Here is a 23,084-nt window from a genome sequence, read left to right on the forward strand (position 1 = left end):
CAAGAGAATCCGCAATGCCTGTACCCGATAGCTTCAAAGAAGGCCTGGCCCGTGGCTGGAAAACCTACAACGGTTTGCGCCTGGACAGCGATCTGACCCTCGAAGCCGATGTCGCCATCGTCGGCAGCGGTGCGGGTGGTGGTACCACCGCGGAAATTCTCAGCGCCGCTGGTTTCAAGGTGCTGCTGATCGAAGAAGGCCCGCTGAAGACCAGCAGCGATTTCAAGATGCTGGAGGACCAGGCCTACGCCAGCCTCTATCAGGAAGGCATCGGCCGTATGAGCAAGGATGGCGCGATCACCATCATGCAGGGCCGTGCGGTTGGCGGTACCACGCTGATCAACTGGACCTCAAGCTTTCGCACCCCCGCGCCAACCCTCGAACACTGGGCCAAGGAACACGGCGTCACAGGCCACAGCCCCGAGGAAATGGCCCCCTGGTTCGAGCAGATGGAGCAGCGCCTGGGTGTCGCGCCCTGGGCCGTGCCGCCAAACGCCAACAACCAGGTGATCCGCGACGGTTGCGAGAAGCTCGGTTACCAGTGGCACGTGATCCCCCGCAACGTGCGCGGCTGCTGGAACCTGGGTTACTGCGGCATGGGCTGCCCGACCAACGCCAAGCAGTCGATGCTGGTCACCACCATCCCGGCGACCCTGGATAAAGGCGGCGAGCTGCTCTACCTGGCGCGGGCCGAACGCCTGCTGCTGGACGGCGACAAGGTCAGCGGCATCGAATGCCTGGGCATGGACGAACGCTGCGTGGCCCCTACCGGCCGCAAGATCACGGTCAAGGCCAAGCACTATGTGCTGGCGGGCGGCGGCATCAACACTCCCGGCCTGCTGCTGCGCTCGAACGCCCCGGACCCGCACGCACGCACCGGCAAGCGCACCTTTTTGCATCTGGTGAACTTCTCCGCGGCGCTGTTCGACCAGGTGATCAACCCCTTCTATGGCGCGCCGCAGTCGATCTATTCCGACCATTTCCAGTGGAATGACGGCGCAGCTGGCCGCCTCTCCTACAAACTGGAAGTACCGCCGCTGCAACCGGCGCTGACCGCCACCCTGCTCGGCCGCTTCGGCATCGACAACGCCATGCGCATGGAGCAACTGCCCAATACCAACGTGATGCTGGCGCTGCTGCGCGACGGCTTCCACCCAGAGAGTGCCGAAGGCACGGTGGAACTGCGCGGCGATGGCAGCCCGGTGCTCGACTACCAGATGACCGACTACACCTGGGACGGCGTGCGCCGGGCCTTCCACACAATGGCGGAGATCCAGTTCGCCGCCGGGGCCAAGGCCGTGCTGCCGCTACATGCCGACGCCGGCTACGTGAAGACCCTGGGCGAAGCCAAGAGCCTGATCGACAGCCTCAGCCTGGAGCTGTACCGCACCCGCCTGGGCAGCGCCCATGTGATGGGCGGCTGCGCCATGGGCGAAGACCCGCAGCTGGCCGTGACCGACAGCCTCGGCCGTCATCACCAGCTGGAAAACCTGTCGATTCACGACGGCTCGCTGTTCCCCACCAGCATCGGTGCCAACCCGCAGCTGTCGGTCTACAGCCTCACCGCGCAACTGGCGAGCAAACTGGCCGAGCGCCTGCGCGGGTAAATCATCCTGGAGGAACCTGGTCATGCTGCAGAAAGCCATTGCCGTGCTGCTGATCATCGCCGGCATCATTCACCTGCTGCCGCTCAGCGGTGTGCTCGGCGCGGAACGGCTGGCGCAGCTCTATGGCCTGACCTTCCAGGAGCCCAATCTGCTCCTGCTGATGCGCAGCCGCGCCGTGCTGTTCGGCTTGCTCGGTGCTTTTTTGGTCTACGCCGCGTTTCGCCCAGCACTGCAGCCAATCGCCCTGATCGGCGGCCTGATCAGCGTGCTGAGCTTTCTTCTGCTGGCCTGGAGCAGCCCAGCTTATAACGAGGCGCTGCGCCGGGTGGTGATCGCAGACTGGCTGGCGCTGGCCTGCCTGCTGATTGCCACGCTGCTGGTTGCCCTGCCCCGCAAGGCCTGAAGCCAACCGCGCTGACTTGGCCGACGTCGCCTTGCTGCGCTACCATCCGACTCCCCAACGGACCCGCCAGGACGTCACGATGAATCGAGTGTTATACCCAGGCACCTTCGACCCCATCACCAAGGGGCACGGCGACCTGGTCGAGCGCGCCGCACGGCTGTTCGACAGCGTGATCATTGCGGTCGCCGCCAGCCCGAAGAAGAATCCGCTGTTCAGCCTGGAACAACGCGTGGAGCTGGCCCGGGAAGTCACCCAGCACCTGCCGAATGTCGAGGTCGTGGGCTTTTCCACGCTACTGGCGCACTTCGCCCAGGAACAGGGCGCGAATGTCTTCCTGCGCGGCTTGCGGGCGGTCTCCGACTTCGAGTACGAGTTCCAGTTGGCCAACATGAACCGCCAACTGGCACCGGACGTGGAAAGCCTGTTCCTCACTCCGTCGGAAAAATACTCCTTTATTTCCTCGACCCTGGTGCGCGAAATCGCCGCCCTGGGTGGCGATATCTCCAACTTCGTGCACCCGGCCGTGGCCGCCGCGCTGACCGAACGTTTCAAGCGCTAAGCCACCCAACGAGGCAAGCCGCGTGCATGCGCGGCCTTGATGCGGCACAATTTGCAGCATCGCCTCTATGCGCTTTACAAGGCTGCAACTCCGCGTTGCAGCAGGAGTGGTTATTTCATGTCCCTGATCATCACCGACGACTGCATCAACTGCGACGTCTGCGAGCCCGAGTGCCCCAACGCCGCGATTTCCCAGGGCGAGGAGATCTATGTGATCGACCCCAACCTGTGCACCGAGTGCGTCGGCCACTACGACGAGCCGCAGTGCCAGCAGGTCTGCCCGGTAGATTGCATCCCGCTCGACGAGACCCATGTCGAGAGCAAGGATGAGTTGATGAAGAAGTACCTGATCATCACAGGCAAAGCTTAAGAGTGCGCCGCCTGATCCGCGGCCTCTCACCCTGGCGTGCCCTGGCCGGTGCGCTTGCGCTGCTCTGTGCCCTTGAGCTACAAGCAGCCGCACAACTGGACCGGATTGCCGTCGCCACAGCCCACCCCGCCGCCACTGTCGCCGGCCAGGAAACCCTGGCACTGGGCGGCAATGCCTTCGATGCCGCCGTGGCCATCAGCGCCGCGCTGGCAGTGGTCGAGCCGTATGGATCGGGCTTGGGCGGCGGCGGTTTCTTCCTGCTGCGCGAAGCCGGAGAGCAACCGACTTACCGCTTTCTCGATGCCCGTGAGCGTGCGCCCCTGGCGGCGCATACCGGTCTCTACAAAATCGACGGCAAAGTACAGCCGCAACTGTCCCTGAACGGCGCGCTGGCCGCCGCCATTCCTGGCCTTCCGGCGGCGCTGGTGGCACTTGCCGAACGCTACGGTCGCCTGCCGCTGCGTGACTCGCTGGCCCCGGCGATCCGCCTGGCGCGCAGCGGCGTGAGCATTGACCGGGTATACCGCGAGCGCGCCGGCTGGCGGCTGAGCGCCCTGCGTGACGACCCGGAAACGGCGCGAATATTTCTCACTGAGGGCGAGATTCCCGAGGAATTCGCCCTGCTGCGCCAGCCCGAACTAGCGCGCACGCTCGAACGCCTGGCCAGCGAAGGCCATCAGGGCTTTTATGCCGGACCGATTGCCGCACAACTGGTCAAAGGAGTGCGCGCCGCTGGCGGTATCTGGTCGCTCAAGGACCTGGCCGACTATCGCCTGATCGAGCGCCAACCCCTGCTGGTCGACCTCAGCGACGGCCGCAAGCTGATCAGCGCACCGCCTCCTTCAGCCGGCGGCGTAGCGTTGGCTCAGAGCCTGCTGATCCTGCAACAACTGCCGTGGCGGCAAGCCGCACCGGTGCAGCGCAGCCACCTGGTGGTCGAGACGCTACGCCGCGCCTACCGTGACCGCGGCCTGCTGGGCGACCCGGATTTCGTCAGCAACCCCATCGCCAAACTGCTCGCCCCCGCTTACCTGCAGCAGCTGGCCAGCAGCATCAATCCAAAACAGGCCACGCCCAGCGACAGCCTGCCGCCGGCGGACAGCTGGCAGGAAGGCGACCACACCACCCACTTCTCGGTACTGGATGGCGAAGGCAATGCCGTCGCGGCGACCCTTTCGGTCAACCTGCCATTCGGCGCGGCCTTTACCGTGCCCGGCACCGGCGTGCTGCTTAACGATGAGATGGATGACTTTGCCGCCGACCCAGCGGGTGCCAATACTTATGGCCTCAGCGGCAGCCAGGCCAACGCCATTGCCGCCGGCAAACGACCGCTGTCGAGCATGAGTCCGAGTTTTATTGAAAGCGCAGAGGATTTCGCCAGCTTCGGCACACCTGGCGGCAGCCGCATTCCCAGCATGGTGCTGCTGGCGATGCTGGAGTACCTCGACCAGCAGCCGATCGAGCGCTGGCCCAGTGTCAGCCGTTATCACCACCAGCTCCGCCCCGACCTGATTGAGCACGAGCCCGACACCTTCAGCGCCGCCGAGATTGCCGAGTTGCAAGCTCTCGGCCATCAGCTGAAATCAACAGGCAGGCAGTATGGCAATCAGCAGGTACTGCTCTGGAACAAACAGGCTGGGAAGGTCGAAGCGGCAAGCGATCCACGCGGCATCGGTACGGCCGTGGTGACCGCGCCTATACCGCGCTGAGGCTGTGACAGCTTGATCTGGTTAAGCGGCAGAACAATATGTCCTGTAACTAATCAGCTGCCGAACACGTTCTGGCTAGCGAAGGCCGCCATCCCTGCAGAAGATTGCGGCGAGCCAGATATGGCGCAAATATCAGTTCTTCTGATAACCGCTGGTGGTGCAACCCAGACACCGCACAAAGGCTTCTTTCCCAGGCTCAACGACTAGGGCATGGCCAGCCTCAGCGATACTGCCGCTTGCTGCGGAGAACGGCAGAGTCACCACAAACACCCCTGCACCAATCACCGTGGCAGCAATCAGAAATGGCCGCGCAAAAACCAAATCACCAATCATTGAGTATCCCTTGGGTGCTTCAACGGTGTACATCGGATCGCCACTGCCGTTCTGCTGCGCTACGTCAGCATGGGCCGGCAATGCCAGCAAGCCAGTGGTCAGCGCCAGAGCAGCAGCGGTTGAGCGGAACAGTTTCATGGGGCGATCCTTCAGCTATTAGGAGGCGGTAACGCTAACTATAACAGCGCTCTGCGAATTGTCAGCGTGACGGCCGTCAATCGCCATAAAAGGCGTATTCAGGTTTTTTCGGAATAAATGGTCGGAAGAACTCGAGTATTTCCCCGAGATCAGCTGTTTCATCCCCCGTCGGCATAAAGGTCGGGCCGATAAATACCCGTTTGTTCTGATAGTCCAACGCGCCCAGCACGATCGGCACGCCTGCACCGAGGGCTATGTGATAGAAGCCCATTTTCCAGCGCTCGACCTTCTTGCGCGTGCCTTCCGGCGAGAGGATCAGCATAAATTGCGGGTGCTCGGCGAACGCCTGCAGCGCCTGCTCCACCGTATTGCCCTGGCGTTCGCGGAAAATGGGGATGCCGCCCCATTGGCGCATCAGCCCACCAAACGGCCAATTGAATATCGTGTGCTTGCCAAACCAGCGGGCGTTCAGGCGCAGGACGAACTTCACGGCGATAAAGATCACGAAGTCCCAGTTGGAGGTGTGGTGCGCGCCAATCACGACAAACTTGTCGAGCTTCGGCAGCTGGCCTTCGATGCGCCAGCCCATCAGTTTCAGTGCCACACGGCCAACCCACTCGGCTAGAGGGTTGCGGGGCAAATAGTTACCGGACATCAATACCTCGGCCGTTCTTATTGTTGTGTCGTCAGTTCAGACATCGGCGCCTGAAGGGCAATCTAGCCCGGCGAAAAACGCTTAACGTTGGCAGCGCGGACAATAGACGCTGGCACGCTGGCCCAGCTTGACCTCGCGCAGGGTGCTGCCGCAGTGTTTGCAGAACTCGCCGCCACGCCCGTAGACGAACAGCTCCTGCTGGAAATAGCCCGGCTGGCCGTCGCCGCCGACAAAGTCACGCAGGGTGGTGCCGCCGCGTTCGATGGCGTGGGCGAGGATGCGTTTGATCTCATCCGCAAGCTTCAGATAGCGCGCCCGCGACAACGAACCGGCCTCGCGGCGTGGGTCGATACCGGCGGCGAACAGCGCCTCGGTCGCGTAGATATTGCCGACCCCGACCACCACGGCGTTGTCCATGATAAACGGCTTGACCGCCATCACCCGGCCACGGGACTGCTGAAACAGCCGATCGCCGTCGAACAGCTCGGTCAAGGGCTCCGGCCCCAGCTTGCTCAGCAGCACATGACTCCACGGATCGCTGCTCCAGAGCAGCGCTCCGAAACGCCGTGGGTCGGTGTAACGCAGGGCCAGACCGGACTCCAGCTCGATATCCACATGCTCATGCTTGGCCGCCGGCAGACCCGCCTCGACCAGGCGCAAGCTGCCGGACATGCCCAGATGGCTGATCAAGCTGCCGGTTTCGGCCTTGATCAGCAGGTACTTGGCGCGCCGCTCGACGCATTCGATACGCTGCCCGGACAGTTGAATATCCAGGTCTTCGGGGATCGGCCAACGCAAGCGGCGTTCGCGCACAATCACGCGGCTGACGCGCTGGCCTTCGAGGAACGGCGCGATGCCGCGGCGAGTGGTTTCTACTTCAGGAAGTTCTGGCATAGCGAGTGATCAGCTGAGCAATCCAAGCGGGGGGCCTACCTTAGCAGGAATGCCCCAGGAGGGACGAGGCAGGCTAGCGGGCTATTAACTCGCGCCCAGATCGCGAATGCTCTCGCGCAGGTTTTCGAAGTCATATGCCGACAGGCCGACATACTCCAGCACCAGCTGCTCGATGCTCTGCCATTCATGGTCTTCGGCCTGGTTACCCAGCACCAGATGGCTTTCGCAGATGTGCTCGGCCATTTTCAGAATCGCCAGCAGGGTTTTCAGCTGCGCATCACGGCTGGAATCCTCGGTGAAAATCGCCAGGGCGTTGTGGTGGCTGGCAATCGCCTCACACAGATGCAACGGCAGGTTCCACGACTTGGCGGTGAAGTAGCCGACCACCGCATGGTTGGTATTGAGCAGACGGTTCTCGGTATCCACCACCCGGCGCTCGCCGGTGGCACTGGCGTAGGCCTCCTCGAGCACGGCCATATAGTTGCTGAAGCGCTTGATCATCAGCGGGATGCCACAGTTGTGGAACAGGCCGAGGGTGTAGGCCTCATCCGGCGAGTGGTAGCCGATGCGCTTGGCCAGGGTCAGGCAGGTCATGGCCACATCCTGGGCGGTGTCCCAGAAGCGGTTGAGGGTGACGATGGCCTCATCGGTCAGCTCGCCGCGGATCGACTGCGCATTGATCAGGTTGATCACCGTGTTGCAGCCCAGCAGGTTGACCGCCTGCTGGATCGAGGCGATGCGGTTGGTCAGGCCGAAAAATGGCGAATTCACCACCTTGAGCAGCGCCCCGGACAGGCCTGGGTCCTGACCGATCAACTTGGCGATGGCGCGCAGATCCGGGTTGGGCATCACCTGTTCCATCTGCAAATCCACCATGATCTGCGGCTGCGGCGGCACGCTGATGCCCTGCAGCACTTGCTGGATATATTCGGCGGAGAGCTCTTGGGACATGACGGGAACAACCGGAATGAGACGTGAACCACAGTCTAGCTAAACCCCCAGCACTTCCACAGGCGACTTTTGTAACCGCCGCGACGCTACTGAACCCGCTATAATTCCGCTCTTTTTTCGGAGTCCCCAGCATGTCCCTGCCCAGCCTGCGCCTGAAAGCCAACGCCGATCGACGCCTGCGCGCCGGCCATCTGTGGGTCTACAGCAACGAAATCGACGTCGCCGCCACCCCGCTCAGCGGTTTCGCCGCCGGCGACCAGGCCATTCTCGAGGCGACCGGCGGTAAGCCGCTGGGCGTCGTCGCGATGAGCCCGAACAACCTGATCTGCGCGCGCCTGCTGTCACGTGACGTCAAACACGTGCTGGACAAGTCCCTGCTGGTGCACCGCATCAACGTCGCCCTGTCGCTGCGTGAGCGCCTGTTCGACAAGCCTTGCTACCGCCTGGTGTACGGCGATTCCGATCTACTGCCGGGTCTGGTGGTCGACCGTTTCTTCGACATTCTGGTGGTGCAGCTGGCTTCCGCCACCATGGAGCGCCATAAGGACGACGTGCTCGCCGCGTTGATCCAGGTGTGCAAACCCAGCGGCATCCTGCTCAAGAACGACTCCGCCGCCCGCGACGCCGAAGGCCTGGCGCGTTATGTGGAAACCCCGTTCGGCGTGGTGCCGGAGTGGGTCGCTCTGGAAGAGAACGGCGTGAAGTTCGAAGCGCCGGTGATCGAAGGACAGAAGACCGGCTGGTTCTACGACCACCGCATGAACCGCGCGCGCCTGGCACCCTACGTCAAAGGCAAGCGTGTGCTCGACCTGTTCAGCTATATCGGCGGCTGGGGCGTGCAGGCTGCGGCGTTCGGTGCCAGTGATGTGATGTGCGTCGACGCCTCCGGCTTCGCCCTCGATGGGGTTGAGCGCAACGCCGCGCTGAACGGCCTGACCGATCAGGTCGCCTGTGTCGAAGGCGACGTGTTTGAGGCACTCAAGCAGCTTAAAGCCTCGGAAGAGCGCTTCGACGTGATCGTCGCCGACCCGCCTGCCTTTATCAAACGCAAAAAAGACCAGAAAAACGGCGAAGGCGCTTACCGCCGCCTCAACGAGCAAGCCATGCGCCTGCTCAACAAGGACGGCATCCTGATCAGCGCCAGCTGCTCCATGCACTTGGAAGAAGACAACCTGCAGAACATCCTGCTGACTAGCGCGCGCCATCTGGACCGCAATATCCAGCTGCTCGAACGCGGTGCCCAGGGCCCGGATCATCCGGTGCATCCAGCCATCGCCGAGACTCGTTATATCAAGAGCCTGACCGTGCGCCTGCTGCCCAACAGTTGAGCACGTGCACTTGCCGCGAGCGTAGCGGCAGGTGCTTCCTTCCCCCACCGTTGTTACCACTCCCCACACCCGCCTGGCGCAACCCCGCGCCTGGGCTAGGCTTAGACCCCAGCACCGCAGCGCTCGCGATGTGCCGCAGCTGCCTGGCACAGTGCTTGCGTAACTTGATCATTCAAACAAGTACCCGTTACGGCATAGAAGCGGGTGCGCGGATTCAAGTATTCAGATAACGGCCACAAGCCGCTGTCTGCTCAGAGCACAATTGGGGAGGGGTATGGCTGACCTGGCTGGGGACAAACCGTTCCTGCAATTCACCAACGTCAAGAAGACCTACGACCACAAGAATCTGGTGGTCAAGGATTTCAACCTGGATGTGGCCAAGGGCGAATTCATCACCCTGCTCGGCCCTTCCGGCTCCGGCAAGACCACCTGCCTGATGATGCTCGCCGGGTTCGAGGACGTGACCAGCGGCGAGATCCTGATCAACGGCCGCTCGGTCACCAGCATCGCGCCCTACCAGCGCAATATCGGCATGGTGTTCCAGCAATACGCGCTGTTCCCGCACATGACCCTGCGCGAAAACCTGGCCTACCCGCTGAAGATCCGCAAGCAATCCAAAGAGGTGATCAGCGCCAAGGTCGACGAGTACCTGTCGCTGGTCGAACTGCTGGATTTCGGCAACCGTTTCCCCGGGCAACTCTCCGGCGGTCAGCGCCAGCGCGTGGCCCTGGCTCGCGCGCTGATCTTCGCCCCCGACATCGTGCTGATGGACGAACCCCTCGGTGCCCTCGACAAGAAGCTGCGCGAGCAGATGCAGTTCGAGATCAAGCGCCTGCACGAACAGCTCGGCTTCACCGTGATCTACGTGACCCACGACCAGACCGAAGCCCTGACCATGAGTGACCGCATCGCCGTGTTCAACAACGGCATCGTCCAACAATGCGCGCCGCCCCATGTGCTCTACGAGCGCCCGGCCAACCTGTTCGTCGCCGACTTTATCGGCGAGAGCAACAAGCTCAAGGGCGTGATCGAAAGCGTCGGCGCGGACAGCGTGCAGGTGCGCTTGGAGGATGGCGGCCTGGTCAGTTCGCTGAAAGCCAACTGCACCCAGGTCGGCCTGCCCACCACCGTGTCGATCCGTCCGGAAAAGCTCAGCTTCACCGACCGCCTCGGCACGTCCGGCAACCAGGTGATGGCGCGCTTCGTCACCCGCCACTACGTCGGCGAATACATCCGCTACCACTTCGAGACCGCCGATGGCACCGAACTGGTGGTAAAGAACATGAATGACAGCAGCGCCCCGCAACTCAGTGCCAAGGAAGAAGTCGCCCTGGCCTGGCTGCCGCAAGACAGCCAGGCCCTGGATCGCCCCATCGTCACAACCCCCTGACCTATAAGAAGCAATGGAGCACAGCAATGGCTAGAACACTGACCACCCGCTTTTCCACCTTCGCTTTAGCCGCCGCGCTGGGTACGGCGAGTTTCGCCGCCAGCGCCGAGGACAGCCTGACCGTCGTGTCATGGGGGGGTGCCTATGGCGCAGCCCAACAGAAACACGTGATCGATCCCTTCCAGAAGGACACCGGCAACAAGGTCCTGTTCGAGGACTACACCGGCGGCGTGGCCGAGATCAAAGCCCAGGTTGAATCCGGCAATGTCCAGTGGGACGTGGTCGACTTCGAGGTCATCGACCTTGAGCGCGCCTGCTCCGAAGGCCTGCTCGAAAGCATCCCGCGCGATATCCTGCCGCCAGGCATCGACGGCGTTCCGGCCGCTAAAGACTTTATCCCCGAAGCCTTGGCCAGTGAGTGCGCGGTGGGCAATATCGTCTGGTCGGTGGTGTTCGCCTACAACGAGAAAACCATCGGCGGCACCAAGGCCGCGAGCATCACCGACTTCTTCGACACCAAGAAAATCCCCGGCAAGCGCGCCCTGCGTAAACGCCCACAAGTGAACATGGAATGGGCCCTGCTGGCCGACGGTGTAGCGCCGGCAGACGTCTACGAAGTGCTGGCCACACCAGAAGGCCAGCAACGCGCCTTCGACAAACTGGCCACCATCAAGGATGACATCGTCTGGTTTGACTCCTGGTCGCAGGCCCCACAACTGCTCAACGATGGTGGCGCCGTGCTGGTGCAATCGGCTAACGGGCGCTTCTACGACGCCATTCGCCAGGAGAAAAAACCCTTCGTCATCGTCTGGGACGGTCACGTCTACGACCTCGACGCCTGGGCCATCGTCAAAGGCTCGAAGAAAAAGGATCTGGCGTTGAAGTTTATCGCCTATGCCACCGGCTCCACCCCGCTGGCCGGCATGCCGGACGTAGCCTACGGTCCGACCCGCAAATCGTCGATGCCGCTGGCCGACCAGAGCGCCGCACCGCACCTGCCGACCGCCCACCTGGATAAAGGCATCCAGGCCGGCTCAGATTTCTGGGCTGACTACGGCGAATCCCTCGGTGAGAAATTCAACGAGTGGCTGTTGAAGTAACCCGCAATAGCCCCTCTCCTGCGGGAGAGGGGTCAGCATTTTCGGAGTAACGCCTTGTCCTCTCTTACCAGCACCGAAGCCAACCAAGCCGCCAGCGCCCGCCGCAAGAAACGCCTGACTGCCTTCCTGTTTGTGCTGCCGCTGCTGATCTTTATTCTGCTGACCTTCGTCGCGCCCATCGCCAGCATGCTCTGGCGCAGTGTTCATCACCCGACGGTGGCCGCCCTGATTCCGCTGACCCTGAGCGAGCTGCAACGCTGGGACGGCAAAGCAATACCTGATGAGAAAACCCTGAGCGTATTCGCCCGCGAGCTGCATGCACTGGCCGAAGAGCGCCAGTCCGGCAAGTTGGCCGAGGAACTCAATCGCGCCTATACCGGCATGTCCAGCGTGGTCAAAGCCAGCGCGCGCAAGGTCAGCCGGCTACAGGCCGAACAACTCGAGCAGCAGGGGGCCGAAACCCTGCTCAAGTCACACCGTAACTGGAGCAAGCCGGAACTCTGGTACGCCATCCAGCGCGCAGGCAAGCCCTACACCTATGACTACTACCTGACCGCGCTCGATCTGGAACTGCACCCCGAGCAAGGCATCCAGGCGCGCGAAGACACGCAGATTTACCTGCAGCTGTACAGCAAGACCCTGAACATGGCGCTGGTGATCACCCTGTTCTGCGCCCTGCTCGGCTACCCGCTGGCCTACTACCTGGCCGGCCTGCCGGAGAATCGCGCCAACCTGCTGCTGGTACTGGTGCTACTGCCGTTCTGGACCTCGCTGCTGGTGCGCACCACGGCCTGGATCGCGCTGCTGCAGACCAACGGCGTGATCAACTCCTTCCTGCTCGGCATCGGCGTAATCGGCCAGCCCATCGAGATGCTCTACACCTCGTTCGCCACCGTGGTGGCGATGACCCATATCCTCCTGCCCTTTATGATCCTGCCGCTGTACAGCGTGATGCGCGGCATCGACCCCAGCTACCTGCGCGCCGCGCTGTCGCTGGGCGCTCGGCCGATTCCGGCGTTCGTGCGCATCTACTTTCCGATGACCCTGCCAGGCCTGAGCGCCGGCGCGCTGCTGGTGTTTATCATCTCGGTCGGCTACTACATCACCCCGGCGCTGGTCGGCGGCACGGACGGGCAGATGATCAGCAACATCATCGCCTTCCATATGCAGCGCTCGAACAACTGGGAACTGGCCGCCGCGCTGGGCTCCCTGCTGCTCGGCCTGATCCTGCTGCTGTACTGGCTGTACGACCGCTTCGTCGGTGCCAGCAATATCAAACTGGGCTAAGGAACAGACGATGAAGATTCCCGCCTACTACGGTTTCTGGCACCACCTCGGGGCCTGGTTATTGAAGACCAGCTCCTGGCTGGTGCTGTTGTTTCTGATCATGCCGATCCTGGTCATCGTGCCGCTGTCGTTCAACGTCGAGCCGTTCTTCAGCTTTACCGAGGGCATGCTCACCCTGCAGCCCGAGGCCTATTCGCTGCGCTGGTACAAGGCGATTTTCGGCGACGCAAAATGGATCCTGGCGATTCAGAACAGCTTTCTGATCGGCATCTTCGCCACCCTGATCGCCACCGTGCTCGGTACTTGCGCGGCGGTCGGTTTGGCCCGCGACGATATGCCGATGCGCCGGCTGATTACCGCGCTGCTGCTGTCGCCGATGATCGTGCCGCTGATCATCACCGCCGCCGGGATGTTCTTCTTCTATTCGGACCTGGGCCTGGCTGGCAATTACCTCGGAGTGATCATCGCCCACGCGGCGCTGGGCACGCCGTTCGTGATCATCACCGTGACCGCCACCCTCACCGGCTTCGACTACAGCCTGGCGCGCGCCGCGCTGAACCTGGGTGCCACGCCGCTGCGGGTGTTCTTCGACATCATCATGCCGCTGATCCGCCCCGGGGTGATTTCCGGCGCGCTGTTCGCCTTTATCACCTCGTTCGACGAGGTGGTGGTGATCCTGTTTATGGCCGGCCCCCAGCAGCGCACCATCCCCCGGCAGATGTTCTCGGGCCTGCGCGAACAGATCAACCCAAGCATCCTGGCCATCGCCACCCTGCTGATCCTGGTGTCCATCGCCCTGCTGGTGACCATCGAGCTGCTGCGCCGCCGCGCCGAACGCATGCGTGGGATTGAGCTGATCGAGTAAACCCTACCCCCGAGTCGTTCAGGCCAGCTGAACCTGACCTGAACGACTGCGCCAAAGCCTCTCCAGCCGGTTGACCGGCTACCCCTCGCTGCCTACCATCGCGCCGCCGCATAAGCGGTATCAGAGATCAGAACCCAATGGACCTTCCCAGTTATTGCCCCTTAGCGGCTTCAACTTGGCAACCGGCGTACCCGTCAGCGGCACGTCTGCAGGCCCGTATCGGCATGTTCTGATCACGGCTCTCCAGGCGCGCATGGCGCGTACCCAGGAGAGCAACAATGAATGTCTTCACCCTTGCGCAGAACCTGCGCGTCGCACTGCAGCAGAATGATCCAGATAACGCCCAGGCAGCGGTAAGCAACCTGCGGCCGGCCGACCTGGCCGACACCCTCGACCTGCTGGAGCCTCATCTGGCCTGGCAAGTGCTCAAGCCATTAGCCGCCAAGCGCCGCGCCGAGGTCTTCGGCTACTGCGCCACACTCCAGCAGCTTGCCCTCTGCCATCACCTGCAGCGCAGCGAACTGGTGGCGCTGGTCGCTGCCATGTCCGCCGACGAGCGCGCCGACCTGTTCAACCAGATGGACAGCGAACTGCGCGCCGCCTTGCTACCCGCCCTGGCCCAGGCCGAACGCGAAGACCTGTGCAAACTGGCCGACTACCCCGAGGGTTGCGCCGGAGCACTGATGACCTCGGCCTACGCCAGCCTGAGCGCCGACCTGCTCGCCGGCCAGGCCATCGACGTCCTGCGCCTTGACGCGCCGGATGCGGAAACCCTGTACCAGTGCTATGTCATCGACAGCCAGCGGCGGCTGCTCGGCACCGTCTCGCTGCGCCAGCTGATCCTGGCCCCGGCCAACACCCCGATCAGCCAGCTGATGGTGCGCGAGGTGATCAGCGCCCAGGTCAATACGCCCCAGGAGCAAGTGGCCAAGCTGATCGAGCGTTATGACCTGCTGGCCCTGCCGATCACCAACGGCGGCGCACAACTGGTCGGCATTGTCACCTACGACGACGCCATGGACGTGGTCACCGCAGAGGCCACCGTGGATTTCCACAAGGGCGCGGGCGTCAGCACCCTGATCGGCAACCTGAAGGACGCCAGCATCGGCCTGCTCTACCGCAAGCGGGTGTTCTGGCTGGTGCTGCTGGTGTTCGGCAACCTGTTTTCCGGGGCCGGCATCGCCGCCTTCGAAGACGTGATCGCCGCCCACATCGCCCTGGTGTTCTTCCTGCCCCTGCTGGTCGACAGCGGCGGCAACGCCGGCTCGCAATCGGCCACCCTGATGGTCCGCGCCCTGGCCACCGGCGAGGTGGTGCTGCGCGACTGGCTCGGCCTGCTGCGCCGCGAATGCCTGGTGGCCCTGGCCCTGGGCATCACCATGGCGGTTGCCGTATCGCTGCTCGGCCTGCTGCGCGGCGGCCCGGAGATCGCCCTGGTGGTCGCCAGCAGCATGGTAGTGATTGTGCTGATCGGCAGCCTGATCGGCATGAGCCTGCCTTTTGTACTCAACCGCCTGGGCCTCGACCCGGCCACCGCCAGCGCTCCGCTGATCACCTCGATCGCCGACGCGGCTGGGGTACTGGTGTACTTCGCCATCGCCAGCCAGGTGCTGAGCCTCAACTGAGCCCCCAGGCGGTGAGCCGCAATCGGCTGGCCGCCTGCCTTGGCATGCCCTGCGGCATGCGGGAGAACTGCATGGACAACCTTTTTATAGTCGCCAACCTGCTGGCGGCCCTGCTGCTCGGCGCACTGATCGGCATCGAACGGCAGTGGCGTCAGCGTCTGGCCGTACTGCGCACCAACGCCCTGGTGGCCCTGGGCGCTGCCAGCTTTACGGTGTTTGCCAGTCTTAACCCGGGCGATGCCAGCCCTTCTCGGGTCGCCGCCCAGGTGGTCTCCGGTATCGGTTTTCTCGGTGCCGGCGTGATCATGCGCGAGGGCCTGCATATTCGCGGCCTGAACACTGCGGCCACGCTCTGGTGCGCGGCCGCCGTCGGCTTGCTGGCCGGCGCAGGGCAGCTGCTGGTCGCTGCCCTGGTCAGCGCGCTGATCCTCATTGCCAATGTGCTGCTACGGCCACTGGCGGGGTTTATCAACCGCCAGCCCGAGGCCCACCGCGAAGACGACCAGCAGTATCTGATCACCGTGGTCTGCCGCGCCGAGCAGGAAGCCCATATCCGCGCGCTGTTGTTGCAAAGCGCCAGCGGCGGTGGATTACGCCTGCAGCGCCTGGAAAGCCAGGATATCGAAGGCGGCGAGCGCGTCGAAGTCAGCGCCCTGCTGCTGTCGACACAGCGTAGCGATCAACTGCTTGAGCGCAGCGTCGGCCGCCTCAGCCTGGAACCCAGCGTCAGCGCCGCGCGCTGGCGGATCGCCGCCAGCGACTGACAAGACCCACACCGCTGGGCATACCGGCCTTCCTTGCGAGCGCGCCGAAGGATTAGAATCGGCGCTCTCCTGCCCTATCCAGGCGGACTTTGTAGCCCAGCCACGCCAGCGCCCACCCCGCGCCAGGCAGCGCCCCGGCCCGGTAAATGCGCACATGCGTTTGCCTTGGGCCTGAACCCGGCTCAACATACGCACCAACAGCCCGTTGCCCGCACAGCCCCCTCGCCTGTGCACGCGTGACCTGAATAGCCTTTGCAGGATTTATCGCCATGCCTGATTACCGCTCGAAGACCTCCACCCACGGCCGCAATATGGCCGGCGCTCGCGCCCTATGGCGCGCCACAGGGATGAAGGACGAAGATTTCAAGAAGCCGATCATCGCCATCGCCAACTCCTTCACCCAGTTCGTGCCGGGCCACGTGCACCTGAAGGACATGGGTCAGCTGGTTGCCCGCGAGATCGAGAAACACGGCGGCGTGGCCAAGGAATTCAACACCATCGCAGTCGACGACGGCATCGCCATGGGCCACGACGGCATGCTCTATTCGCTGCCGAGCCGCGAGATCATCGCCGACTCCGTCGAATACATGGTCAACGCCCACTGCGCCGACGCCATCGTGTGTATTTCCAACTGCGACAAGATCACCCCCGGCATGTTGCTGGCCTCGCTGCGCCTGAACATTCCGGTGATCTTCGTTTCCGGCGGGCCGATGGAAGCAGGCAAAACCAAACTGGCCAGCCACGGCCTGGATCTGGTCGACGCCATGGTGATCGCCGCAGACGATTCAGCCTCTGACGAGAAAGTTGCCGAATACGAGCGCAGCGCCTGCCCGACCTGCGGCAGCTGCTCTGGCATGTTCACCGCCAACTCGATGAACTGCCTGATGGAAGCACTGGGCCTGGCCCTGCCGGGCAACGGTTCGACCCTGGCCACCCACAGCGACCGCGAGCAGCTGTTCCTGCAAGCCGGGCGCACTGCCGTCGAGCTGTGCAAACGCTACTACGGTGAAGGCGACGAGTCGGTGCTGCCGCGCAACATCGCCAACTTCAAGGCGTTCGAGAACGCCATGACCCTGGACATCGCCATGGGTGGTTCAACCAACACCATCCTCCACCTGCTAGCCGCCGCCCAGGAAGGCGAAGTCGATTTCGACCTGCGTGATATCGACCGTCTGTCGCGCAAAGTGCCGCAGCTGTGCAAAGTCGCGCCGAACATCCAGAAGTACCACATGGAAGACGTGCACCGCGCCGGCGGCATCTTCTCCATCCTCGGCTCCCTGGCCCGTGGCGGTCTGTTGCACACCGACCTGCCGACCGTACACAGCAAGTCCATGGCCGAAGCCATCGCCAAATGGGACATCACCCAGACCGACGATGAAGCCGTGCATACCTTCTTCCGCGCAGGCCCAGCCGGTATCCCGACCCAGACCGCGTTCAGCCAGAGCACCCGCTGGGACACCGTGGATGACGACCGCGAAAACGGCTGCATCCGCAGCGTCGAGCATGCTTATTCGCAAGAAGGCGGCCTGGCCGTGCTGTACGGCAATATCGCCCTCGACGGCTGCGTGGTGAAAACCGCCGGCGTCGATGAGTCGATCCACGTCTTCGAAGGCAACGCGAAGATCTTCGAGAGCCAGGACAGCGCCGTGCGCGGCATCCTCGCCGACGAAGTGAAGGAAGGCGACATCGTCATCATCCGCTACGAAGGCCCGAAAGGCGGCCCGGGTATGCAGGAAATGCTCTATCCGACTTCCTACCTGAAATCCAAGGGGCTGGGCAAAGCCTGCGCCCTGCTCACCGACGGCCGCTTCTCCGGCGGCACCTCGGGCCTGTCGATCGGCCACGCTTCGCCGGAAGCCGCCGCCGGCGGTGCCATCGGCCTGGTACGTGACGGCGACAAGGTGCTGATCGACATTCCCAACCGCACCATCAACCTGCTGGTCAGCGATGAAGAAATCGCCCATCGCCGCCACGAGCAGGACAAGAAGGGCTGGAAGCCAGTAGAAAGCCGCCCACGCAAAGTGACCACGGCGCTGAAGGCCTACGCCCTGCTCGCCACCAGCGCCGACAAGGGCGCGGTACGCGACAAGGCCATGCTGGACAAGCTGATGCCATAACCGGCGTCGCTACACATAAAAAAGCCCGGCACTGAGTGCCGGGCTTTTTTATTGGTCGCAGAACCTGTTCACGATCTCGCGAGCTAGAGATAAACGGCGGCGAAACGGCCGAGGAAGCGGAGTTTACGAGCTGTAAATGAGCATTCCGAGGTCGTTTTCAACGCCGTTTAGCCGACGCGCAGCAGATCATGAACAGGTTCTGGCAGAGTCAGCGGCGATCCCACACCTCAAACACATAGCCCGGCGTCTCCATCCCTTCCGAATGCTCGATGGCCGAGGACAGATGCCAATCGGCTTCCTCCACCTCAGGGAAGTGCGCATCGCCCTGCGGGCTGATGCCAACGCGAGTCAGGTACAGGCGCTCGGCCTGGGCCAGGCCCAGTTCGTACAACTGCGCGCCGCCGATCAGCATCAGCTCTTCGGCGTCCTCTTCACGGGCCCAGGCATCCGCACGTTCCAGTGCAGCGTCGAGGCTGGTGAACACTTCCGCGCCCTCCAGCTGCAAACCGGGCTGACGACTGACCACCAGGTTGAGCCGCCCTGGCAACGGCCGGCCGAGCGAATCCCAGGTCTTACGCCCCATGATGATCGGCTTGCCCAGGGTCAGCGCCTTGAAGTGCTTGAGGTCCGCCGGCAGGTGCCAGGGCAGTTGGTTGTCGCGGCCAATCACGCGGTTTTCCGCGAGGGCGGCGATCAGGCAGAGGGGCAGGGAATTTTTCATAGGCGCGAGAATACCGTCTGCGTGGCGATCATTGAAGCCTTCCCTCAGTTGAGTCTGCTTAACCGTCCTGGCGCTTGCCCACCACGCGGTTGCGCCCCTGCTCCTTGGCCAGGTAGAGCGCAACATCGGCCAGGCGCAAGGCTTCGCCCAGGCTCTGATGGGGATACGGCGACAGGTAAGCCATGCCGATGCTCAGCGTGACAACACCGGCTGCATCCGAATGGGCATGCGCCAGGCCCAGGGCTTCGATAGAACTGCGGATGTCCTGCAGAATCGCCAGTAGCTGCGCTTCATCCAGGCCATACCAGACGCCGACAAACTCCTCACCGCCGTAACGCGCCGTGCAGTCCAGCGGCCGCCGTGCATGTTCACCAATCACCCGGGCAACCTGGAGCAACGCCTCGTCGCCGGCCGCATGGCCATAGTGGTCGTTGTAACGCTTGAAGAAATCCACATCCATCATCACCACGCCCAGGGTCTGCTTTTCCCGTTGTGCCTGACGCCAGCTGCGCTCGGCCCGTTCGGTAAAGGCGCGACGATTGAGCAGCCCGGTGAGGAAGTCCTTCTCGGCCAGGTCCTGCAACAGGCCATGGGCGAGGAAATTCTGCCGCGTGGCATATTCCAGGGAATAACAGCCTACCGAGCCGATGATATTGGCCAGGGCCAGAAACAAGGCATTGTTCAGCAGCGCCTCGCCCGACAGACCCGTGCTCATTTCCATAGCCAGATACGCCAGGAAAGTCAGCCAGCCGCACAACACCGCGGTGGTAAAGCGCAGGCCGGTGAGGAAATAGAAGAACACCGTGACCAGGATGATGCCCTCATAGGGCAGCGCAAAGCTGTGATAGCGGGCCAAACCGATAATGCCCGCCACCGCCAGCCCGGAGAACAGCGCAACGACGCCGCCGATCAGCTGCAGGTGATCACGCAACCCAGGCCGATAGGTGGCCACCCAGGCCAGCAGCAGCAGCGGCTGAATCACCCCCAGGCGCAGGGCGAGTATCTGACCGCGCAAGGGGGCCGGCAGGTTGATTGCATCCAGCAACACAAACAGCAGCGCCAGCAGCGTGGCCACCAACAACGCCCAGCGCATGCGGCGCAGGAACACATTGGCGTGATAGCGCTTGAACGCCTGCTCCAGCTCAACGTCAAAGCGCAGCGCACGAAAACCCTGCTGATGCTGACGCAGGTACGGCGAGTCCTGATTGACCCACTCCAGATGCGGTAATTTCAAGGCATCACCCGCTTTATTATTTTTATATCAAGCCGTCGGCACGCGGCAGATGCACAGGCGACAACCACGCGACTGCAACTAGCCTAGACGGCCTGCCTGCGCCGTACAACGGCGTGCAGTTATGCCATGCCGCAATCAGGGCGGTTATGCTCTGAACTTGCCCCACTAACGGAACGCCGCGTGAGTCCATCCGGAAAACCTGAATTAAGCCGTCTGCAACGCCTCTGGCTGTGCGAAACCCTGCGCCTGCGTGAAGAGCACGCCGGCCCGCTGGAAGACAGCGAAGCCAACCGCCACGCGCAGCGCAGCGCCACGCAACTGCCCGCGCGCATCGAAGCCCGCGCCCTGTGGCTGGCTGAGCGCGACGGCCAGTTACAGGCGCAACAGCACTGGCTGCAAGGCGCACGCCTGGCCATCGGCCTGCTGCTGATCCTCGCGGCGCTGAGTGGCGCGGGCCTGGCGCTGACCGCACTGGGTGACGGCCAGCGCCCGGTCAATGTGTTCTGGGCCCTGGGCAGCCTGCTTGGCCTGCACCTGATTGCCCTGCTCGGCTGGCTGCTGTCGCTGCTGCTGACGGGCAACTCGACCAGCGCCCTCGGCCGCCTGTGGTTGTGGCTCAGCGAGAAGCTGGCCCGCGACGCTCGCGCCGCCCAGCTCGGCCCGGCCCTGGCGCTACTGCTGCAACGCCAGGGGCTGAACCGCTGGCTGCTCGGTCTGCTGGTGCATGGCCTGTGGCTGGTTGCGCTGCTCAGCGCGCTGCTGCTGATGCTGGCGCTACTGGCCGCCCGCCGTTATGGCTTTATCTGGGAAACCACCCTGCTCGGCAGCGACACCTTTGTCGCCCTGACCCAGACGCTGGGCGCAATCCCGGCGCTGCTCGGCTTTGCCGTGCCCAGCGCCGAGCTGATCCGCGCCAGTGGCGAGACCGCCCTGAGCAGCGAAGCCGCACGCCACGCCTGGGCCGCCTGGCTGATGGGCGTGCTGCTGGTGTTCGGCCTGCTGCCGCGCCTGCTGCTCGGCCTGCTGAGCCTGTGGCGCTGGCACAGCGGCCAGACGCGCCTGCAACTGGAGCTCAATTTGCCGGGCTACGACCTGCTGCGTGAACGCCTGCAACCGAGCAGCGAACGCCTGGGCATCTGCGACGCCGCCCCGGCGCAGCTGCATCAGGCGCAGGCCGGCAGCACGGCGCAAGATCCGCAAGGTGCCTTGCTGGTGGCCATCGAACTGGACCCGCACCGCGTCTGGCCGCCCGCCCTGCCGGCCGGAATTGGCGACGCGGGGGTGATCGACAGCCGTGAACAGCGTCGGCAACTGCTCGATCAGCTCACCCGCTTTCCGCCAGCACGCCTGCTGATCGCCTGCGACCCGCGGCGCTCACCGGATCGCGGCAGCCTGGCGCTGCTGGGCGAACTGGCACGCTGCACCGGCAGCACACGCATCTGGCTGCTGCCACCACCGCCCGGCGAGGCCCTCGACGGCGCGCGCCTGGGCGACTGGCACCGTGCACTGGAGCAACTGCAACTGAGCTACAGCGACAGTGCGCCGTTCAGCTGGCTGGAGCATGGCCATGACTAAAGCACTCAAACTGGCCGTGGTCGGCCACACCAATGTCGGCAAGACCTCGCTGCTGCGCACCCTGACCCGCGATGTCGGCTTCGGCGAGGTCTCCCATCGCCCCAGCACCACCCGCCATGTCGAGGGCGCGCGCCTGTCGGTTAACGGTGAAGCGCTGCTGGAGTTGTACGACACCCCTGGCCTGGAAGACGCCATCGCCCTGCTCGACTATCTAGAGCGCCTGGAGCGCCCCGGTGAACGCCTGGACGGCCCGGCACGGCTGGCGCGTTTCCTCGACACCAGCGAGGCGCGCCAGCGTTTCGAGCAGGAGGCCAAGGTGCTGCGCCAGCTGCTGGCGTCTGACGCGGGGCTCTATGTGATCGATGCGCGCGAACCGGTGCTGGCCAAGTACCGCGACGAACTGGCGGTGCTGGCCATGTGCGGCCGGCCGCTGCTGCCGGTGCTGAACTTCGTCAGCGCCAGCCATCACCGCGAGCAGGATTGGCGCGACGCCCTGGCCCGTCTCGGCCTGCATGCCCTGGTGTGTTTCGACAGTGTCGCGCCGCCGCTGGATGGCGAACGCCGCCTGTACGACAGCCTGGCCCTGCTGCTGGAAAAAGCCCGGCCGCAGCTGCAACGCTTGATCGATGATCACCAAGCGCAACGCCAATTGCGCAAAAGCAGCGGCGCGCGGCTGATCGCCGAACTGCTGCTGGACTGCGCCGCCTGTCGCCGCAGCGTGTCCACCCAAGCCACGCTGGAACAAGGCGCAATCCGCGAACTGCATCAGGCCATTCGTCAGCGTGAACAGCGCTGCGTCGAGGCGCTGCTGCGCCTGTATGCCTTCCGCCCGGACGACGCCCAGGCCGGCGAGCTGCCCTTGCTCGACGGGCGCTGGGGCGACGACCTGTTCAACCCGGAAACCCTCAAGCAGCTTGGCATCAATATCGGCGGCGGTATGGCTGCGGGAGCGGCCACCGGCGTCGGCGTCGACCTGCTGGTTGGCGGCATCACCCTCGGCGCGGCGGCGCTTATCGGTGCCGTGCTCGGTGGCGGTGCCCAGACCCTGCGCGGCTATGGCGTGCGACTAAAAGGCAAACTCAAGGGCCAGCGCGAGCTGACCGTGGACAACGCCGTGCTGCGCCTGCTCGCCCTGCGTCAGCAGCGGCTACTGCAGGCGCTGGAAGCCCGCGGCCATGCAGCAGTCGATGCCATCAGCCTAAACACGCCACAGGACGCCAGCTGGCGCGAAGGCAAACTGCCGGACGCCCTGCACAAGGCCCGCGCCCACCCCGAGTGGTCTTCGCTCAACCCAAGGCCACAGCTGGAGCAGGTGCAGCGCCAGGAGCAGATCGCGCTCCTCAGTGCGGCCCTGGACAGTTCGCCAGGGCATATCGGCTAAGGCCAAGCACTCGACACCCCGCCCCCGTATACTGCGTGGCTTTTTGCTATCAGCTAGCGCCGCGATCGGCCGCGCACAC

21 protein-coding genes are annotated in these 23,084 nt (G+C 63.7%); 15 read left to right on the top strand and 6 right to left on the bottom strand.

The window, feature by feature from the left end; translation table 11 throughout:
* The first annotated feature begins 14 nt into the window (after positions 1 to 14).
* From WBK23_RS02340 to ggt, 5 genes are all read left to right on the top strand, one after another.
* The gene (locus WBK23_RS02340) at positions 15 to 1,607 is read left to right on the top strand and encodes a GMC family oxidoreductase N-terminal domain-containing protein (protein WP_424482379.1); all 1,593 of its coding nucleotides are present in this window, start codon (positions 15 to 17) and stop codon (positions 1,605 to 1,607) included.
* A 22-nt stretch (positions 1,608 to 1,629) separates the two neighbouring features.
* A complete protein-coding gene (locus WBK23_RS02345; RefSeq protein WP_424482380.1) occupies positions 1,630 to 2,010 on the top strand; it encodes a phosphopantetheine adenylyltransferase in 381 nt (126 codons plus the stop codon).
* A 79-nt stretch (positions 2,011 to 2,089) separates the two neighbouring features.
* Positions 2,090 to 2,569 carry a pantetheine-phosphate adenylyltransferase gene (gene coaD / locus WBK23_RS02350; RefSeq protein WP_424482381.1) on the top strand — a complete coding sequence of 160 codons (480 nt, stop codon included), beginning with the start codon at positions 2,090 to 2,092 and terminating at the stop codon, positions 2,567 to 2,569.
* Positions 2,570 to 2,686: 117 nt separating this feature from the next.
* Positions 2,687 to 2,938, top strand: a complete 252-nt coding sequence (locus WBK23_RS02355; RefSeq protein ID WP_424482382.1) for a YfhL family 4Fe-4S dicluster ferredoxin — start codon at positions 2,687 to 2,689, stop codon at positions 2,936 to 2,938.
* 2 nt (positions 2,939 to 2,940) lie between these two features.
* The gene (gene ggt / locus WBK23_RS02360) at positions 2,941 to 4,647 is read left to right on the top strand and encodes a gamma-glutamyltransferase (protein ID WP_424482383.1); all 1,707 of its coding nucleotides are present in this window, start codon (positions 2,941 to 2,943) and stop codon (positions 4,645 to 4,647) included.
* Positions 4,648 to 4,779: 132 nt separating this feature from the next.
* Here ggt and WBK23_RS02365 read toward each other — a convergent pair whose 3' ends face one another.
* The 4 genes from WBK23_RS02365 to WBK23_RS02380 all read right to left on the bottom strand — a co-directional run bounded on the left by WBK23_RS02365 (position 4,780) and on the right by WBK23_RS02380 (position 7,564).
* Positions 4,780 to 5,118, bottom strand: a complete 339-nt coding sequence (locus tag WBK23_RS02365) for a multidrug transporter (RefSeq protein WP_424482384.1) — start codon at positions 5,116 to 5,118, stop codon at positions 4,780 to 4,782.
* A gap of 76 nt (positions 5,119 to 5,194) precedes the next feature.
* Positions 5,195 to 5,773: a lysophospholipid acyltransferase family protein gene (locus tag WBK23_RS02370; RefSeq protein WP_424482385.1), complete on the bottom strand. Its 579-nt coding sequence runs from the start codon at positions 5,771 to 5,773 to the stop codon at positions 5,195 to 5,197.
* A gap of 81 nt (positions 5,774 to 5,854) precedes the next feature.
* On the bottom strand, positions 5,855 to 6,667 hold the full coding sequence (gene mutM / locus WBK23_RS02375; protein WP_424482386.1) for a bifunctional DNA-formamidopyrimidine glycosylase/DNA-(apurinic or apyrimidinic site) lyase: 813 nt from the start codon (positions 6,665 to 6,667) through the stop codon (positions 5,855 to 5,857).
* 84 nt (positions 6,668 to 6,751) lie between these two features.
* Positions 6,752 to 7,564 carry an HDOD domain-containing protein gene (locus tag WBK23_RS02380; protein WP_424482498.1) on the bottom strand — a complete coding sequence of 271 codons (813 nt, stop codon included), beginning with the start codon at positions 7,562 to 7,564 and terminating at the stop codon, positions 6,752 to 6,754.
* Positions 7,565 to 7,749: 185 nt separating this feature from the next.
* On the opposite strand from WBK23_RS02380, the gene WBK23_RS02385 reads away from it, so the two are divergent.
* The 8 genes from WBK23_RS02385 to ilvD all read left to right on the top strand — a co-directional run bounded on the left by WBK23_RS02385 (position 7,750) and on the right by ilvD (position 18,094).
* Entirely contained in the window at positions 7,750 to 8,946 is a 1,197-nt protein-coding gene (locus WBK23_RS02385) for a class I SAM-dependent rRNA methyltransferase (RefSeq protein ID WP_424482387.1), read from the top strand.
* Between the two features lie 274 nt (positions 8,947 to 9,220).
* The gene (locus tag WBK23_RS02390) at positions 9,221 to 10,336 is read left to right on the top strand and encodes an ABC transporter ATP-binding protein (protein WP_424482388.1); all 1,116 of its coding nucleotides are present in this window, start codon (positions 9,221 to 9,223) and stop codon (positions 10,334 to 10,336) included.
* 26 nt (positions 10,337 to 10,362) lie between these two features.
* Positions 10,363 to 11,436, top strand: coding sequence for an ABC transporter substrate-binding protein (locus tag WBK23_RS02395; RefSeq protein ID WP_424482389.1), 1,074 nt, complete (start codon positions 10,363 to 10,365; stop codon positions 11,434 to 11,436).
* A gap of 54 nt (positions 11,437 to 11,490) precedes the next feature.
* Positions 11,491 to 12,723: an ABC transporter permease gene (locus WBK23_RS02400; RefSeq protein ID WP_424482390.1), complete on the top strand. Its 1,233-nt coding sequence runs from the start codon at positions 11,491 to 11,493 to the stop codon at positions 12,721 to 12,723.
* A 10-nt stretch (positions 12,724 to 12,733) separates the two neighbouring features.
* Positions 12,734 to 13,588 carry an ABC transporter permease gene (locus WBK23_RS02405; RefSeq protein WP_424482391.1) on the top strand — a complete coding sequence of 285 codons (855 nt, stop codon included), beginning with the start codon at positions 12,734 to 12,736 and terminating at the stop codon, positions 13,586 to 13,588.
* Between the two features lie 278 nt (positions 13,589 to 13,866).
* On the top strand, positions 13,867 to 15,213 hold the full coding sequence (gene mgtE / locus WBK23_RS02410) for a magnesium transporter (RefSeq protein ID WP_424482392.1): 1,347 nt from the start codon (positions 13,867 to 13,869) through the stop codon (positions 15,211 to 15,213).
* Positions 15,214 to 15,284: 71 nt separating this feature from the next.
* Positions 15,285 to 15,977, top strand: coding sequence for an MgtC/SapB family protein (locus WBK23_RS02415; protein WP_424482393.1), 693 nt, complete (start codon positions 15,285 to 15,287; stop codon positions 15,975 to 15,977).
* Between the two features lie 269 nt (positions 15,978 to 16,246).
* A complete protein-coding gene (ilvD, locus tag WBK23_RS02420) occupies positions 16,247 to 18,094 on the top strand; it encodes a dihydroxy-acid dehydratase (RefSeq protein WP_424482394.1) in 1,848 nt (615 codons plus the stop codon).
* A 208-nt stretch (positions 18,095 to 18,302) separates the two neighbouring features.
* Here ilvD and WBK23_RS02425 read toward each other — a convergent pair whose 3' ends face one another.
* Both WBK23_RS02425 and WBK23_RS02430 read right to left on the bottom strand, forming a co-directional pair.
* A complete protein-coding gene (locus WBK23_RS02425; RefSeq protein ID WP_424482395.1) occupies positions 18,303 to 18,815 on the bottom strand; it encodes a dihydrofolate reductase in 513 nt (170 codons plus the stop codon).
* Positions 18,816 to 18,873: 58 nt separating this feature from the next.
* The gene (locus WBK23_RS02430) at positions 18,874 to 20,049 is read right to left on the bottom strand and encodes a diguanylate cyclase (protein ID WP_424482396.1); all 1,176 of its coding nucleotides are present in this window, start codon (positions 20,047 to 20,049) and stop codon (positions 18,874 to 18,876) included.
* Between the two features lie 180 nt (positions 20,050 to 20,229).
* Here WBK23_RS02430 and WBK23_RS02435 point away from each other — a divergent pair, with 180 nt between their 5' ends.
* Both WBK23_RS02435 and WBK23_RS02440 read left to right on the top strand, forming a co-directional pair.
* The gene (locus WBK23_RS02435) at positions 20,230 to 21,624 is read left to right on the top strand and encodes a DUF2868 domain-containing protein (protein WP_424482397.1); all 1,395 of its coding nucleotides are present in this window, start codon (positions 20,230 to 20,232) and stop codon (positions 21,622 to 21,624) included.
* Entirely contained in the window at positions 21,617 to 23,005 is a 1,389-nt protein-coding gene (locus tag WBK23_RS02440; RefSeq protein WP_424482398.1) for a DUF3482 domain-containing protein, read from the top strand. The genes WBK23_RS02435 and WBK23_RS02440 overlap by 8 nt, the downstream gene beginning before the upstream one ends.
* Positions 23,006 to 23,084: the final 79 nt, after the last annotated feature.

Source organism: Pseudomonas sp., from assembly GCF_049653025.1.
Classification (GTDB): Bacteria; Pseudomonadota; Gammaproteobacteria; order Pseudomonadales; family Pseudomonadaceae; genus Aquipseudomonas.

Coding starts and splice junctions, on each gene's coding strand:
- WBK23_RS02340 (WP_424482379.1), top strand. CDS start 15: ATGCCTGTACCCGATAGCTTCAAAGAAGGCCTGGCCCGTGGCTGGAAA.
- WBK23_RS02345 (WP_424482380.1), top strand. CDS start 1,630: ATGCTGCAGAAAGCCATTGCCGTGCTGCTGATCATCGCCGGCATCATT.
- coaD (WP_424482381.1), top strand. CDS start 2,090: ATGAATCGAGTGTTATACCCAGGCACCTTCGACCCCATCACCAAGGGG.
- WBK23_RS02355 (WP_424482382.1), top strand. CDS start 2,687: ATGTCCCTGATCATCACCGACGACTGCATCAACTGCGACGTCTGCGAG.
- WBK23_RS02365 (WP_424482384.1), bottom strand. CDS start 5,118: ATGAAACTGTTCCGCTCAACCGCTGCTGCTCTGGCGCTGACCACTGGC.
- WBK23_RS02370 (WP_424482385.1), bottom strand. CDS start 5,773: ATGTCCGGTAACTATTTGCCCCGCAACCCTCTAGCCGAGTGGGTTGGC.
- mutM (WP_424482386.1), bottom strand. CDS start 6,667: ATGCCAGAACTTCCTGAAGTAGAAACCACTCGCCGCGGCATCGCGCCG.
- WBK23_RS02385 (WP_424482387.1), top strand. CDS start 7,750: ATGTCCCTGCCCAGCCTGCGCCTGAAAGCCAACGCCGATCGACGCCTG.
- WBK23_RS02390 (WP_424482388.1), top strand. CDS start 9,221: ATGGCTGACCTGGCTGGGGACAAACCGTTCCTGCAATTCACCAACGTC.
- WBK23_RS02395 (WP_424482389.1), top strand. CDS start 10,363: ATGGCTAGAACACTGACCACCCGCTTTTCCACCTTCGCTTTAGCCGCC.
- WBK23_RS02405 (WP_424482391.1), top strand. CDS start 12,734: ATGAAGATTCCCGCCTACTACGGTTTCTGGCACCACCTCGGGGCCTGG.
- mgtE (WP_424482392.1), top strand. CDS start 13,867: ATGAATGTCTTCACCCTTGCGCAGAACCTGCGCGTCGCACTGCAGCAG.
- WBK23_RS02415 (WP_424482393.1), top strand. CDS start 15,285: ATGGACAACCTTTTTATAGTCGCCAACCTGCTGGCGGCCCTGCTGCTC.
- ilvD (WP_424482394.1), top strand. CDS start 16,247: ATGCCTGATTACCGCTCGAAGACCTCCACCCACGGCCGCAATATGGCC.
- WBK23_RS02425 (WP_424482395.1), bottom strand. CDS start 18,815: ATGAAAAATTCCCTGCCCCTCTGCCTGATCGCCGCCCTCGCGGAAAAC.
- WBK23_RS02440 (WP_424482398.1), top strand. CDS start 21,617: ATGACTAAAGCACTCAAACTGGCCGTGGTCGGCCACACCAATGTCGGC.